The sequence below is a fragment of the Pseudomonas oryzihabitans genome (assembly GCF_006384975.1).
Lineage (GTDB): Bacteria > Pseudomonadota > Gammaproteobacteria > Pseudomonadales > Pseudomonadaceae > Chryseomonas > Chryseomonas psychrotolerans_B.
Genome location: NZ_CP021645.1, coordinates 2,402,035 through 2,415,906 on the forward strand (window position 1 = coordinate 2,402,035; position 13,872 = coordinate 2,415,906).

Consider the following 13,872-nt stretch of genomic DNA (forward strand, 5'->3'; position numbering starts at 1 on the left):
GCTTGCCGGCTCGCTTAGCCCTGCGGACACGCCAGAAACAGCGGCGCAGGGCACTGGGTGTAGCGTGACAGCCCTCGGACAACAGAAAGCTGAAACGTTTCACCCAATGTAACTGGAACGTTACTCGATAATCGTCGATCCTTGAAGCACAACACACAATAAAGACCGTCCCGCTCGCGCCGTACAGCGCGAGACCTTTCAGGTCCGACGAGGTATAGGCGTGAAACTCAGCGACATCGCTCAACTGGCTGGCGTATCCCTCACCACTGCCAGCTACGTCATCAACGGCAAGGCCGAGCAGCGACGTATCAGCGCGGCCACCGTGGCGCGGGTCATGGCCGTGGTCGAAGCCCACGGCTACCAGCCCGACCAGCGCGCCGCCGGCCTGCGTCGCGGAGCCACCCATACCCTGGGTTTCCTGCTGCCCGATCTGGAAAACCCGAGCTATGCCCGCCTGGCCAAACAGCTCGAGCGGCGGGCACGTGCGCGTGGCTACCAGTTGCTGATCGCCTGCACGGACGACAACCCGGACAGCGAACGCCAGCTCATCGCGCTGTTCCGCGCCCGGCGTTGCGACGGCCTGTTCACCGCCAGCAGCCTGGCCGAGGACGACGCGCCCTACCGGCAACTGCAGGAGCACAACATCCCGATCATCGCCATCGACCGCCAACTGGATCCGATGCAATTCTGCTCGGTGGTCAGCGACGACCACGCCGCCGGTCGGCAGCTGGCGGCCACCCTGCTCACCCCCGACACCCACAGCATCGCCCTGATCGGCGCCCGCCCCGACCTGGTCATCAGCCGCGAGCGCGCCGCCGGCTTCGCCGCCGCCCTCGCCGACCATCCCGCGCGTCATTGGGAGCGTCACGCCCCCCACTACAGCCGCGACGGTGGTCGCGCCCAGGCGCAGGCGATGATCGACGAACTCGGCCATTGGCCCGAGGCGTTGCTGACCACCTCCTATGTCTTGCTGCAGGGCGTGCTGGACGTATTGCGCGATCACCCGCTCGCCGAAGGCGAAGACCTGCGCCTGGCCACCTTCGGCGACACCCAGTTGCTGGACTACCTGCCGTTCAAGGTCAACGCCATCTCCCAGCAGCATGAGATCATCACCGAGCGCGCCCTGGAGTTGATGCTGGACGCCCTGGAAAACGATCAGTACCTGCCGGGTGTCCGAGCCATACCGAGGGTCCTCAAACGCCGCCTGCCATGAGCCTGCTGATCGATACCCACAACCACCTGGACTATCCGGACTTCGACGCCGAGCGTCGGGCGCTGCTCGCTGACTGCGCACGGCTGGGGGTCGTCCGCCAGGTGCTGATCGGCGTCGAACTCAGCCAATGGCCGCAACTTTGGCAGGTCGCCACCGACCATGACGCCCTGTACGCAGCGCCGGGCCTGCATCCCTGCTACCTGCACCGTCATCGGGAGGACGATCTGGAGGCGCTGCGGGCCTTCTGCCTGGAACGCCGCGCGGATGCCCGTCTCTGCGCCCTCGGCGAGATCGGCCTGGACTACTACATCGAAGCGCCGGACAAGCCGCGCCAGGCCTGGTTCTTCGAGCAACAGGTGCGCCTGGCCATGGAACTGGAGCTGCCGGTACTGCTGCATGTGCGGCGCGCCCATGCCGAGGTGGTGAAGATCCTCAAGCGGCTCAGGCCACCCCGCGCCGGCATCGCCCACGCCTTTTCCGGCAGCTACGAGGAAGCGCGGGAATACCTGCGCCTGGGCTTCAAGATCGGCCTCGGCGGCGCGCCCACCTGGCCCCAGGCCAAGCGCCTGCAGCGCGTGCTCCCCCAGTTGCCGCTGGACGCCATCGTCCTGGAGACGGACGCGCCGGACATGCCGCCGGCGATGCACCCCGACGTGCGCAACAGCCCGGCCCATCTGCCAGCCATCTGCGCGGCCCTCGCCCCGCTGTGGCAGATCTCGGCCGAGACCCTGGCGGCGACCACCACCCTCAATGCCTGCGCGGTGTTCGGCTGGGACCCCGACCGTCTGATCTAGCCTTGCAACTCGGAGTGCAGACGCGCCCAATCGAAGGCCGGACCGGGATCGGTCTTGCGTCCCGGCGCGATGTCGCTGTGCCCCTGGATGCGCTCGGCGGTGATCGCCGGATAGGCCCGCTGCAGCGCTCGCGTCAGGCGGCCCAGGGCACGATACTGAGCCTCGGTGTAGGCCAGGTCGTCCGTCCCCTCCAGCTCGATGCCCAGCGAGAAGTCGTTACAGTTCTCGCGCCCCGCGAAGCAGGACACCCCGGCATGCCAGGCCCGTCGCTCGCAGGACACGAACTGGGTCACCGCCCCATCGCGCTCGATGAGAAAGTGGGCAGCCACCTTGAGCTCGGCGATTTCCGCGAAGAAGGGATGGGCCGAATGATCCAGGCGATTCTGGAAGAAAGCCTGGACGCAGCCGGTACCGAACTGCCCGGGCGGCAGGCTGATGTTGTGGATGACCAGCAGGGACACCTCGGTGCCGGCCGGACGTTCGTTGTGGTTGGGCGAAGGACACAGGCGCGCCTCGCGGTACCACCCCTCAACGAAGACGCCTTCCATCAGCGCGCCTTGGCCTTGAGCGCGTCACGCAGGGCATTGGCATCGCCGAATTCACGCTGGCCGACGAAGCGTCCATGGTCGAGCATCACCCAGAGCACCTTGTTCGCATCGCCGGGGAAACGCGGCACGACGCGTGATTGGCGATCCAGCAGCACGGGATAGCCGTACTTGCGCATGGCCGGCACGGCGAACATCCGGGTGATGGCCGCCGGCATGCTGCTGATGTCGGCGATATAGGCCACCCGGGTACCATCGATGAAATCCGCGGGCTGGTCGCGCATGGCTTCCTTCACCAGGCCGGAACCGGTCATGCTGCGGGCAACGAGCAGGACCTGCAGGCGGTCATCGAAGGTATAGGGCCGGTCGCGCTGATCGAGCAGCGTGAAAGGCGCGATGCGCTCCCCCGGCTCCAAAGCGAAAGCAGTCAACGGCAGTACCAGACACGACAGCAACAACGCCAGGCCTCTTGCGCGCATGGCATCCTCTCTTGAGCGACCTATCGAGGCCGTTATCCTGCCCTACCCTTCTGGCAGGCACCACCATCGCAGCGAGGAGCGGCATGATCCCACTCAAAGAATTGCTGGCCGAGGTTCCCCAGGCCGGGGCGGTACGCTGGATCGGCGTGCGGCCGGCTTCCCGCGCGCCCATGGTCGAGATCGAGGCGGTGGAAGCCCGCCGCGACGCCGGTCTCACCGGCGACCATGCCCGCCCCACCGCGCGCAACCAGCGCCAGGTCACCCTCATCCAGTGGGAGCACCTGCCGGTAGTGGCCGCCCTGATCGGCAAAGCCATCGCGCCAGCTGATCTCAGACGCAACCTGGCCATCGCCGGGATCAACCTGTTCAGTCTGAAGAATCGGCGCTTCCGTATCGGCCAGGCGGTATTGGAAACCACCGGCTGGTGCCAACCCTGCGCACGACTGGAAGAACGCCTGGGCGCCGGCACCTTCCAGGCCATGCGCGGCCACGGCGGCCTCACCGCGCGGGTGCTGGAGAGCGGCATCATCCGCCTGGGCGATGCGGTGCAGGTGCTGGATTGACCTCAATTTCCCGAGGGTCGAATGCCCGCGCCAGCCCGGTTAAACTAGGCTACCTCCCGTCGTCACAGACGTCTTTGCCCAGGCGGATGTATGCCGTTTCCCTTGAAAACCGCTGCTTTTCGCCCATCTTCCAGCCTAGACGCCGAGCTTTTCGCTCGAATCGACGCCTCCAGATTCCGTCCGATCCGGGACTGCGCCCGCTTGCGGCGACGCGCTCGGCTCGGCCACCGCTTTCCCTCTCTATGAGTACTCTCCATGACCCATCGCATCGTTATCGTCGGCGGCGGCGCCGGCGGCCTGGAACTGGCTACCCGCCTGGGCCGTAGCCTGGGCAAGCGCGGCCAGGCGCAGATCGTGCTGATCGACGCCAATGCCACCCATATCTGGAAACCTTTGCTGCACGAGGTCGCCGCCGGCTCGCTCAACTCCACTGATGACGAACTGAGCTACGTGGCCCAGGCCAAGTGGAATCACTTCGACTTCCAACTGGGTCGCATGACCGGCCTGGACCGCGAGCGCCGCAAGGTCCAGTTGGCTGCCATCGAAGACGACGGCGCCGTGCTGGTGCCCGAGCGGGAGATCGGCTACGACTCCCTAGTGCTGGCCATCGGCAGCACCACCAACGACTTCGGCACCCCCGGCGCCGCGGAAAATTGCATTTTCCTCGACACCCGCGCCCAGGCCGAACGCTTCCACCGCAAGTTGCTGACCCACTACCTGCGCGCCCATGTCAGCGAGCAACCGGGTGAATTCATCGAGGTAGCCATCGTCGGCGCGGGCGCCACCGGTGTGGAGCTGGCCGCCGAACTGCGCAACGCCGCCGAGGAGCTGCAGGCCTACGGTCTCGATCGCATCCGTCCCGAAGACCTGCGCATCACCGTGGTCGAAGCCGGCCCGCGCATCCTGCCCGCCCTGCCCGAGCGCATCGCCGACCAGGCCCATCGCACCCTGGAGAAGCTCGGCGTGCGCGTGCTGACCGGTTCGGCGGTCAAGGAAGTCCGCGCCGACGGCTTGCAGACGGCGAGCGAATTCGTCCCGGCCAGCCTCAAGGTCTGGGCGGCGGGTATCCGGGCCCCGGCCTTCCTCAAGGATCTGGCGGGTCTCGAGACCAATCGCATCAATCAACTGGTCGTGCACTCGACGCTGCAGACCACCCGCGATCCCAACGTCTTCGCCCTGGGCGATTGCGCCGCCTGCCCGCTCACCCCGGGCGACACCCGCACCGTGCCACCGCGCGCCCAGTCCGCGCACCAGCAGGCCTCCCTGCTGGTCAAGACCTTCAAGGCACTGCTGGACGGCAAGCCGCTGCCGGAATACCGCTACAAGGACTATGGCTCGCTGATCTCCCTGTCGCGCTTCAGCGCCGTCGGCAACCTCATGGGCGGCGCCCTGGGCAGCCTGACGTTGGAGGGCTGGCTGGCACGGACCTTCTACGTTTCGCTCTACCGGATGCACCAGGTCGCCCTCTACGGCCCGCTGCGCGCCCTGGCGCTGTTCGCCGGCGATCACCTCAGACGCAAGACCGAACCGCGCCTGAAGCTGCACTGAGTCCTAATCGCCAGGCTGTGTCTAGTCCTGAAATAGGTTTACAGCTGTTCAGGTAGGCCCGATAGGCCTCAAAACGCCCGGTGCACCGCCTCGGGCGTTTTGTATTTCAGGGCTGTGTGTGGTCGCTCCGTGTTGTAGATTCGCACCGCCTCCTCGACCATCTTCCTGGCTTGCTCCAGATTCTCCGGGTTGCGTAGCAGCAATTCTGTCTTGAGGATGCCATTGACTCGCTCGGCCAGCGCGTTCTGGTAGCAGTCGTACCCATCTGTCATCGAGCATCGAACGCCGTGTCGTTCGTGCAGGGACTGATACAGCGCCGAACAATACTGGATGCCCCGATCCGAGTGATGCACCAATTCATGCGGACGACTCCGCCTTCGCAACGCCTGCTTGAAGGCCTGTGCTACCGACTCGGCATGCAGACTCTCATGCACGTGGTGACCGACGATCTTTCGGGAGTACGCATCCGTGACCAGGCTGAGGTACAACGGGCCACTGCCTGAGGGTAGATAGGTGATGTCAGCCACCCAAACCTGCTCCGGTGTGGTCGGAACGATCTGATTCACGCCTGGCTTGAGTAAGTTGTGATGGCGATAGAAGCGATGAAAGCTCTGCGTGGTCTTGTGATACGCCCGAGTGGGACGCACCAGTAAACGGTGCTCGCCCAAGACCTGAAACAGGCGGTCGCGGCCCACCTGAAGTCGCCGGTCAGGCTGGCAATGCAAGAGATGGTGCAGCTTGCGAGTCCCCAGCCGAGGCTGTCGCATTCGAACCTGACAAACGAACCCTACGACTCGCTCTGCCTGAAGCGCTTTGTCATCGGCTGTTCGGTTGCGCTTGTAGTAAGCCTGCCGACTGATCCCTAGAAACTGGCAAGCCCTGACAATACTCAGTCCTGCGACTTGGTCTTGCGAGAGGACTTGCCGGGTCGCTTTTTTACGATCGAAACGCCGTAATCCTTCTCCAGCACCTCAACCACCGCTTCGAAGAATTGGGCCTTTTGGCTCATGAACTGCAGTTGCTGCTCCAGCTCCTTGATGCGTTGCTCAGGCGTCAGGTCTTTGGGATCAGTCACGGTTTGACTCCTGCCGGCTCGAATAGAGGCCCCCTGGCTCCAATCCTGCCGACCATGCTTACGCAACCATACCAAAACCGTGGACCTGCCTTGGATCCCATACCGCTCCTGAGCTTGCTTGTAGGTCAGCTCGCCCTTTTCGACTTGATCGACTACGGTCAATTTAAAAGTCAGCGAGTAATCACGCTGCGTGCGCTTTACACCTTGCTCCATCTGGCTCTCCAGATCGTGGGATGGAAGGTGTAAACCTTATTCAGGACGGGACACTGGCCACAAAAAAGCCGTCCCGAGGGACGGCTTTTTCCATTGCACAGCGCCTCAGGACGAAGACTGGCTGCGCAGGCTGCCCAGTACCGAGGTCATGGCCCGATCGAACAGCAGGGCGTCGTCGAGCAGTCGTACCCGACCCTCCTGATAATCCAGCGCCAGTTCCTCGCGGGTACGATCCAGCACCTTCATACCGGTACGATTGACGAACACCAGCCGCCCCATGGGCCGGATGACCGCCGCCAACTTGCAGCGCAGCTTCTGTTCGAGATCCAAGATCTCCAGCCAGGCGCCCACGGACAGGCCATCCACCCACTCCAGCGAATCCTGCTGCAGGCCGGCGATCCGATCACCAGCGCGCGGCAACTCGAAAGGCTCGTCGGCGATGACCGGCGCGGCCGGGGCCAGCTTGGCATCCACAGCGGCCGTATCCACCGACTCGGCACGGGCCTGCTGGAAGGTCTGCACGTGGAGCGATTCGAGCTCGGTGAAGAATTCGGAGGTGGAGAACGGATCGAAGGCGGCGCTCGCCAAGCCTTCGCGCAAGGCCTTGAGCAAGCCGGGCACCATCTCCAAGAGACGCTGGCGCGACGCCACGTCGTAGTGCGGCTGGATGCTCCAGATCAGGTCATCCATCGTCTGGAGCGCGGCGCGCCATTCGCTCGAGTCGTAGCCTTGCTTGAGGCAGGTCAGCAGCAGCACCTGGCTCCAGGCTTCGCGCAGCACCCGCTGCACGGCAGCCGGCAACTGATGTCCTTGCAGGCGCTGGCTCAGCACATGCTCGACCTGCAGGCGGGCAATTTCGGCGCGCGCCCTACCTTCTTCGGCATCGCGCGTGCGCTGCTCGAGCAACTCGCTGCGGCGCTGCTCGTCACCGACATAGGCCATGAAGTCGGCCAGCAACTCGGCGAAGATCTCCGGATCATCGACGAAATCGGTCAGCAGACGCTGCACGATCTGTTCGATCTTCTGATAGAGGCCATCGCGTTGCAGATCGCTCTGCTCGCCCCAGCCCAACGAGGCCGCGGCGATCTCGTTCAGCAGGCGCCGGGCCGGATGGCTGCCCCGGCTGAAGAAGGTCTTGTCGAGCACCGCTACCTTGAGCATCGGAATCTGCAGCCGCGCGATCAGGGCCTTGAGCGAGTCGGGCAAGGTGAGGTCGTCAAGGATGAACTCAAAGAGCATCGCCACCAGATTGATGACATCTTCATCGACCTGCCCCACTACCCGCTGTCGACCCGAGCGCTCGCTGATGCGTCCCAGCGCTATGCCCAGCTGTTGCTTCAGATCGTAGCCGTCCAGGGGCTGGCCGGAGATCTGTTGCTGCAGGTGGGAAAGCAGGCGCATGAGATCGTAGCTGGTGATCGCCTGGCTATCCCCGGAGGCCGCGGCCTCCCCGCCGGAGCCGGCACCAACGCCGCCAACGGCGGCCGGGTTACGCAATTGCGCCAGCAAGCCCTGCAAGGTACCGAAGAGTTCCTGACCGTCGTCCTCGGCATTCACATGGGCCGGGGTACGGCCGCTATAACCCTTGGCCGTGCGCCCCGGCACCTGTTGGGGAATGGCCTTGAGTTGCGGCAGCACCCCGGCATCCACCAGTTGCCGGTTGGATTCCGCATAGAGCTGGCCCAGGCCGTTGAGCACGAAGCGCTCGAACAGTTTGTAGATGATCAGCTTGACCTTGATGTCGGTATCGAGATCGCGACAGGCCTCGACGAAGGCCTCGCACAGCCGGCGCGGCCCCAGCGGATGGGTCGCATCGTCGACCTTGCTCGACAGCTGGGTATTGAACCTGATGGTGAGATGGCTGATGGCCATGGCGTTGTTGCTGAGCGCCTTGGCCACCATGGTATCCACGGCGACGCTCTCTTCCAGCGCATCGTTCTGCACCAGGCTGAGGTCTTCGTAGGACACGCTGTCCAGGCGCATTTCCGGCTTGCTGCCGACCACATTGTTCAGCGCCGCGAAGCGCTCGAAATACTGCTGCAGAAAACTGCGCTCGATACTCTTGCGCCGCAGACGCAGGTCGCGCATGGCTTCGAAGTAGAGGCTCTGTTCCTGATTGCTGCCGGCCCGGTCCGCCATCTCGAACAGGGCATCGTCAGCATTGTCGAACAGCTGCTGCAAAGAGGCATTGAGTCGCTGAGCGGCGCGATCTCGTACCGGCAAAAGTACCGCGGGCAATCGGGAAGAAGACTCCCCGAGCGCCTTGAAATGAACCACATTTACGTCGTTCTGCACCACCGCCTCCCACAACCGTTCTTGCGTTCGGCTGAATCGCGTTCCACTACAGGAGCATTGAACAACGTTGGCCGCCCTGGCCGCGAGGTGAAACGTTGTCGATGTGCCATTATTTGCTCAGCTAAGGCATCGACCAATCAGCATCTGCACAGTACATGACAGGGTTCACAGGGTACCTGTAGTACAACGCCTGCCCTTCAAATAATTCAACGTTGTCTATCTCGGATCGTCAACCTGCCATAAAGTTGCCGCCGGCGTCTCGCCGTCCCTTCATTGGAGTCCATTCATGTCCAGCGATACCCCGTCCGACCTCGCCCAGGTCATCACCGAAAACGTCGCCGCCGCCCTGCGCGAAGACATCGGCAGTGGCGATCTCACGGCGGGCCTGATCCCCGAGGGACAGAGCGCCCGGGCCCGCATCATCACCCGCGAGGCAGCGGTAGTGGCAGGTACTGCCTGGGTCGACGAAGTCTTTCGGGTGCTGGACCCGCGGGTCGAGGTCACCTGGCAGGTGCGCGATGGCGAAAGAGTCGCTCCCGATCAGGTGCTGTTCGAACTCCAGGGGCCGGCCCGGGCCCTGCTCACCGGCGAACGCAGCGCGCTCAACTTCCTCCAGTTGCTGTCCGGCACCGCTACCCGCTGCCGACATTACGCGGATCTGGTGCAGGAGACCGCCGTCCGGCTGCTGGACACCCGCAAGACCCTGCCCGGCCTGCGCCGCGCGCAGAAGTACGCGGTCACCTGCGGCGGCTGCTACAACCATCGCATCGGCCTGTTCGACGCCTTCCTGATCAAGGAAAACCATATCGCGGCCTGCGGCGGCATCGCCCAGGCGGTAGCGACCGCACGGCAACTCGCGCCGGGTCGTCCGGTAGAGGTGGAGGTGGAAAACCTGGGCGAACTGGAACAGGCCCTGACCGCCGGTGCCGACATCGTCATGCTCGACGAGCTGAGCCTGGCCGACATGCGCACCGCCGTCGCCCTGACGGCGGGCAAGGCCAAGTTGGAGGCTTCCGGTGGCGTCAACCAGGACACCCTGCTGGGCATCGCCCAGACCGGCGTCGACTACATCTCCATCGGCACCCTGACCAAGGACGTCAAGGCCATCGACCTGTCGATGCGGGTGCTGGCTTGAACCCGGTAGGCAAAGTTCTTCGCGGCGGCTAGACTTCGCAGCCGCGCCTCCTGCGCACCGGACTTCGAGCGGTCTCGTCGACCGCTCGCCCCTCGTGACACCCGAACAAGATCGAACCCGTGACCAAAGATCAACTGCGCGCTGAACTGGAACGCCAGGCCCAGCGCTATCAAGATATCTACGGTGGCGAAATCGTCACCTACGCCGCCCAGCCCAAGCCCGATCGCAAGCCCTGGAAGAAAAGGCCCACCGTGCAGGACGAGGTGTTCGCCTCGGAAGTGCGCAAGATCGCCGATCGCAAAGCCAAGACCGTGGCGGAAAATTCTCAGGAAGACTGAGGCGAACCGGCATCCCCCGCCGCTGCCGCGCCCTCTGCGGGTTCGGCACCCGCTGCTTCCACCTGCAGCCATCGCCACAGCGCGGCGGCGGCGCTGAAATCCGCGCCAGCCGCCTCGTCCATGGCCGCCACGTCGTAGCGCGCCAGGCACCCCTCGCCGAGGCACGGCGGTGCCTCCGCGGTACCTGGGGCCGCGCCGGACTCGCTGTCAGTCGAAGATGACGGTCTTGTTGCCATGGACCATGACCCGCTCTTGCAGGTGGTATCTCAGACCCCGCGACAGCACCATCTTCTCCACGTCCTTGCCCAGGCGCACCATGTCTTCGACGTTGTCGCGATGACTGACCCGCTCCACGTCCTGCTCGATGATCGGCCCGGCATCCAGCTCCTCGGTCACGTAGTGGCAGGTGGCACCGATCAACTTCACGCCCCGCTGCGCCGCCTGGTGATAGGGCTTGGCGCCGACGAAGGACGGCAGGAAGCTGTGGTGGATGTTGATCACCTGGTGGGCATAACGCGCGCAGAGATCGGGCGGTAGGATCTGCATGTAGCGCGCGAGGACCACCGTATCGGCCTGATGCAGATCGATCAGGCGGGAGACCTCGTCGAACGCCGGCTGTTTGTCACTGGGATCGACCGGCACATGGAAGAAGGGAATGCCGTGCCACTCCACCATGCTGCGCAGGGTGTCGTGGTTGGAGATGACGCAGGGAATCTCACAGTCGAGTTCGCCGCTGTGCCAGCGATGCAGCAGATCCGCCAGGCAATGGGATTCGCGACTCGCCATCAGCACCACGCGCTTGCGCTGGGCCGAATCGGTGATCCGCCATTGCATCGAGAACTCGCGGGCGATGGGCGCGAAGGCCTGGCGAAAGCCTGCCAGATCGAAGGGCAGGGAGTCGGCGCGGATCTCATGGCGCATGAAGAACCAGCCACTTTCCGTATCCGAATGATGGCTCGCTTCGGTTATCCAGCCGTTATAGGTCGCCAGGAAGTTGCTGACCTTGGCAACGATACCCACCCCGTCCGGACAGGCGATCACCAGACGAAACGTTTGCATAGGAAAACCTCGAGCGAAAAGGGGCTGCATTCTAGGCGTACTCGCGTGCAGCGTCGAGCGCGACACGGCGGGATCACGCCATGCCGCCAGTTCCTGCATTTGCCGAAAAAATCACAATTAGCCCGTGAAAAAGTTCCGCAATTAAATGACTATAAAATAATCACGACCGTGTAAACCGTCTGGCCTACGCACTACCAATGCGCCGCGACATTAATTGAGCGCGCCCCATGCGACTCCCAGTTTACTTATTCCAATAGCCAATCTATGATTAGGGCACTTTCATCTCTGCACCACCACGTACAAAGGCCAACCATGTCGCTCATCAATGAATATCGCCAAACCGAAGAAGCCATCAAGGAATTGCAGGAGCGCCTGAAGTCCCTGCAGGCAGACGACAAACTGCAAAAGGAACTGGAGTTCGAAAAGAAACTCCGTTCGTTGATGGGCGAATATCAGAAATCCCTGCGGGATATCATTGGCATCCTCGACACCGAAGCCAAGCCCGCTCGCCAGACTCGCACCAACAAGGCCGGCACGCCTGCGACTCCCAAGCGCGCCCGTAAAGTTAAGCAGTACAAGAACCCGCACAACGGCGAAGTGATTGAAACCAAGGGTGGCAATCACAAGACGCTGAAAGAGTGGAAGGCCAAGTGGGGCTCGGACGAAGTGGAATCCTGGGCCACGTTCCTGGATTGATCGAAAAACGCCGGCTTGCCGGCGTTTTTTTTGCCTTCTCGCCAGGCGCACGACCACAGCGCCTGGCGCAGACGCTCCCACCCAGGCTCTGCTTCAAAAGTCGCCGAGCTTAGGCACTGTCCGTACAGAAGCCAGAACGAATGCCATAGCTCGAACATGCATCCGCCCGGGCTCAAGTGATCCATCTCCCCGTCTATATTCGGAACGCCCCCTAATTTCGCATATCGGGATTCAGGCCTGTCTAGGCACATGAAGCGTCCGGAACGACATCTGCACTATGCTGGCCGATTATGGCGTTATTTTTTCCGAACCTTCACAAGCCAAGGGCGCCGATCTCCGTGACCTTAGGTCGCAGCGGCGACACTTTCATCCAGTCGCCGAATCAACGCCTGAACATGGGCGCACCAGGCATCCAGGATGGGCAAGACATCCACGGCTACTTCGCGGCGAAACTCCTCGGTCAGCGTCATGAATTGAGCGCACGTCAGTTGCCCCTGACGCTCTTCGCTCAACAATCGCTGGCGGCAGAAGTCGCGCCAACGGCTCCCCTCCTCCGCCGTCAGCAACTCCGGAAAGTTGCGGGCCCGGTAGCGAAAGAACAGCTCCGGATGCCGATCATCACGGAAGGGCCAAGTTCTCCCGGCAAGTTCCTCGGCCGGGCACAGTCGAACTTGCTCGCAAAGTTGCCGCTCCTCGGCATCGACAAAGCCGTCATAGAGCCGTAATTCGGCATCCAACTTTTCCACTTGAAAGGCTGAAGCCTCGGCATAGATCGCCTGCACCTTGGGTTGCCAGTTGGAGCGCTGCTCGAGAATCCGGCGGACGGTGCGCCACACCTCAGCCGGATCGAATTGCAGTCGCTCGCTATCTGCAGGACGCAATACGCTGAAAGGCGCCAGGATCGGACACTTGTTGATCTGCACCAGTTTGAGCGGTACGGGTAACTCACCCTCGACCAGGTCGTCCCGGCGGGTATAGAGGCGCTGGCGCAAGGTATCGGCATCGAGGTCGAACAGCGGGTCGGGCGCCGCGCCGAGATCGCAGACGATCAGCGCATTGCGATTGACCGGATGCCAGGCCAGCGGCAGGACGGGGGCGAGGAAGTGGCGCTCGGCGCTGAAGCGTCCGGACACGTGCAGCAGGGGCTCGAGCAGGCGAATGCGCGCCAGGGCCGCCTTCTTCTGCCGCTGCACCCAGAGATAGTCATACAGTCGCGGTTGGGCTTGCTTGACCAGGCGTGCCAGGGCAAGCGTCGCCCGCACATCCGCCAGGGCATCGTGGGCCTGCCCATGCTCGATGCCATTGGCCAGGGTCAGGCGATCCAGCCGCAGGGACACGCGAGCGTTTTCCTGCGGCCAATTCAGGCTTTCCGGGCGAAAGGCATAGAGCGCCCTGATCAACCCGAGCACATCCCAACGGCTGTTGCCTTGCTGCCACTCCCGCGCATAGGGATCGTGAAAATTACGGTACAGGCTGTGCCGCACCATTTCGTCATCGAAGCGCAGGTTGTTGTAGCCGACCGTGCAGGTCTGGGGTCGACTGATCTCGGCATGGAGGCGCTGCATGAAGTCCCGCTCGCGCAAGCCCAGACGCCGCAGCGTATCCGGCAGGATACCGGTGACCAGGCAGGCGGCAGGGTGCGGCAGGATATCGTCGCTCAGCCGACAATAGAGATTGAGCGGCTCCCCGATCTCGTTGAGGTCCAGATCGGTACGCACCCCGGCGACCTGCAGCGGGCGATCCCGCCGCGGATCGATACCCGTGGTCTCGAAGTCGTACCAGAAGATGCTCTGAGTCACACTACCCTCCCTCAAGGTTCTGTACGAAAAGTCGCCGAGCGAAGGTCAGGCAAGGCGAAAAAGGCTGAGGAAGCGGAGTTTACGAGCGGTAAATGAGCATTGCGACCGGGCTGGCGATCC

At 63.3% G+C, this 13,872-nt stretch carries 14 protein-coding genes; 7 read left to right on the forward strand and 7 right to left on the reverse strand.

Annotated features, from left to right (window positions below; all coding sequences use genetic code 11):
* Positions 1 to 220 precede the first annotated feature (220 nt).
* Together cra and CCZ28_RS10645 are read left to right on the forward strand one after the other, a co-directional pair.
* Positions 221 to 1,213, forward strand: a complete 993-nt coding sequence (cra, locus tag CCZ28_RS10640; protein WP_140217884.1) for a catabolite repressor/activator — start codon at positions 221 to 223, stop codon at positions 1,211 to 1,213.
* Positions 1,210 to 2,007 carry a TatD family hydrolase gene (locus CCZ28_RS10645; RefSeq protein WP_140217886.1) on the forward strand — a complete coding sequence of 266 codons (798 nt, stop codon included), beginning with the start codon at positions 1,210 to 1,212 and terminating at the stop codon, positions 2,005 to 2,007. The genes cra and CCZ28_RS10645 overlap by 4 nt, the downstream gene beginning before the upstream one ends.
* Here the strand turns inward: CCZ28_RS10645 and ampD are convergent.
* Together ampD and CCZ28_RS10655 are read right to left on the reverse strand one after the other, a co-directional pair.
* Complete coding sequence (gene ampD / locus CCZ28_RS10650) at positions 2,004 to 2,555, reverse strand: 1,6-anhydro-N-acetylmuramyl-L-alanine amidase AmpD (RefSeq protein WP_140217888.1); 552 nt, start codon at positions 2,553 to 2,555, stop codon at positions 2,004 to 2,006. The genes CCZ28_RS10645 and ampD overlap by 4 nt on opposite strands.
* Positions 2,555 to 3,031: an FAD/FMN-containing dehydrogenase gene (locus CCZ28_RS10655; protein ID WP_205894659.1), complete on the reverse strand. Its 477-nt coding sequence runs from the start codon at positions 3,029 to 3,031 to the stop codon at positions 2,555 to 2,557. Before CCZ28_RS10655 ends, ampD begins: the two co-directional genes overlap by 1 nt.
* 83 nt (positions 3,032 to 3,114) lie before the next feature.
* Between CCZ28_RS10655 and CCZ28_RS10660 the strand changes: the two genes are divergently transcribed.
* Together CCZ28_RS10660 and CCZ28_RS10665 are read left to right on the forward strand one after the other, a co-directional pair.
* A complete protein-coding gene (locus tag CCZ28_RS10660; protein ID WP_058766352.1) occupies positions 3,115 to 3,594 on the forward strand; it encodes an MOSC domain-containing protein in 480 nt (159 codons plus the stop codon).
* Between the two features lie 255 nt (positions 3,595 to 3,849).
* Complete coding sequence (locus CCZ28_RS10665) at positions 3,850 to 5,142, forward strand: NAD(P)/FAD-dependent oxidoreductase (protein ID WP_140217890.1); 1,293 nt, start codon at positions 3,850 to 3,852, stop codon at positions 5,140 to 5,142.
* 68 nt (positions 5,143 to 5,210) lie between these two features.
* On the opposite strand, the gene CCZ28_RS10670 is transcribed toward CCZ28_RS10665, so the two are convergent.
* Both CCZ28_RS10670 and CCZ28_RS10675 read right to left on the reverse strand, forming a co-directional pair.
* Positions 5,211 to 6,430 (reverse strand): IS3 family transposase gene (locus CCZ28_RS10670; RefSeq protein ID WP_140217892.1). Its coding sequence is split into 2 segments (ribosomal slippage): positions 5,211 to 6,082 and positions 6,082 to 6,430, totalling 1,221 coding nucleotides; the frame shifts between segments, so codons are not numbered across the junction.
* A 105-nt stretch (positions 6,431 to 6,535) separates the two neighbouring features.
* Positions 6,536 to 8,725, reverse strand: coding sequence for a DUF1631 domain-containing protein (locus CCZ28_RS10675; protein WP_140217894.1), 2,190 nt, complete (start codon positions 8,723 to 8,725; stop codon positions 6,536 to 6,538).
* 286 nt (positions 8,726 to 9,011) lie between these two features.
* Between CCZ28_RS10675 and nadC the strand changes: the two genes are divergently transcribed.
* Together nadC and CCZ28_RS10685 are read left to right on the forward strand one after the other, a co-directional pair.
* Positions 9,012 to 9,860 (forward strand): carboxylating nicotinate-nucleotide diphosphorylase, encoded by an 849-nt coding sequence (nadC, locus tag CCZ28_RS10680; RefSeq protein WP_140217896.1) that lies wholly within the window; start codon positions 9,012 to 9,014, stop codon positions 9,858 to 9,860.
* Positions 9,861 to 9,979: 119 nt separating this feature from the next.
* Complete coding sequence (locus tag CCZ28_RS10685) at positions 9,980 to 10,198, forward strand: hypothetical protein (RefSeq protein ID WP_058766354.1); 219 nt, start codon at positions 9,980 to 9,982, stop codon at positions 10,196 to 10,198.
* Here the strand turns inward: CCZ28_RS10685 and CCZ28_RS24680 are convergent.
* Together CCZ28_RS24680 and purU are read right to left on the reverse strand one after the other, a co-directional pair.
* On the reverse strand, positions 10,186 to 10,434 hold the full coding sequence (locus tag CCZ28_RS24680; protein WP_140217898.1) for a hypothetical protein: 249 nt from the start codon (positions 10,432 to 10,434) through the stop codon (positions 10,186 to 10,188). The two genes, CCZ28_RS10685 and CCZ28_RS24680, sit on opposite strands and share 13 nt — an antisense overlap.
* A complete protein-coding gene (gene purU, locus CCZ28_RS10695; protein WP_058763590.1) occupies positions 10,406 to 11,257 on the reverse strand; it encodes a formyltetrahydrofolate deformylase in 852 nt (283 codons plus the stop codon). Before purU ends, CCZ28_RS24680 begins: the two co-directional genes overlap by 29 nt.
* 312 nt (positions 11,258 to 11,569) lie before the next feature.
* Here purU and mvaT point away from each other — a divergent pair, with 312 nt between their 5' ends.
* Positions 11,570 to 11,953, forward strand: a complete 384-nt coding sequence (gene mvaT / locus CCZ28_RS10700; protein ID WP_140217900.1) for a histone-like nucleoid-structuring protein MvaT — start codon at positions 11,570 to 11,572, stop codon at positions 11,951 to 11,953.
* A gap of 344 nt (positions 11,954 to 12,297) precedes the next feature.
* Here the strand turns inward: mvaT and sbcB are convergent, their stop codons facing one another.
* Positions 12,298 to 13,752 (reverse strand): exodeoxyribonuclease I, encoded by a 1,455-nt coding sequence (gene sbcB, locus CCZ28_RS10705; RefSeq protein ID WP_140217902.1) that lies wholly within the window; start codon positions 13,750 to 13,752, stop codon positions 12,298 to 12,300.
* Positions 13,753 to 13,872: the final 120 nt, after the last annotated feature.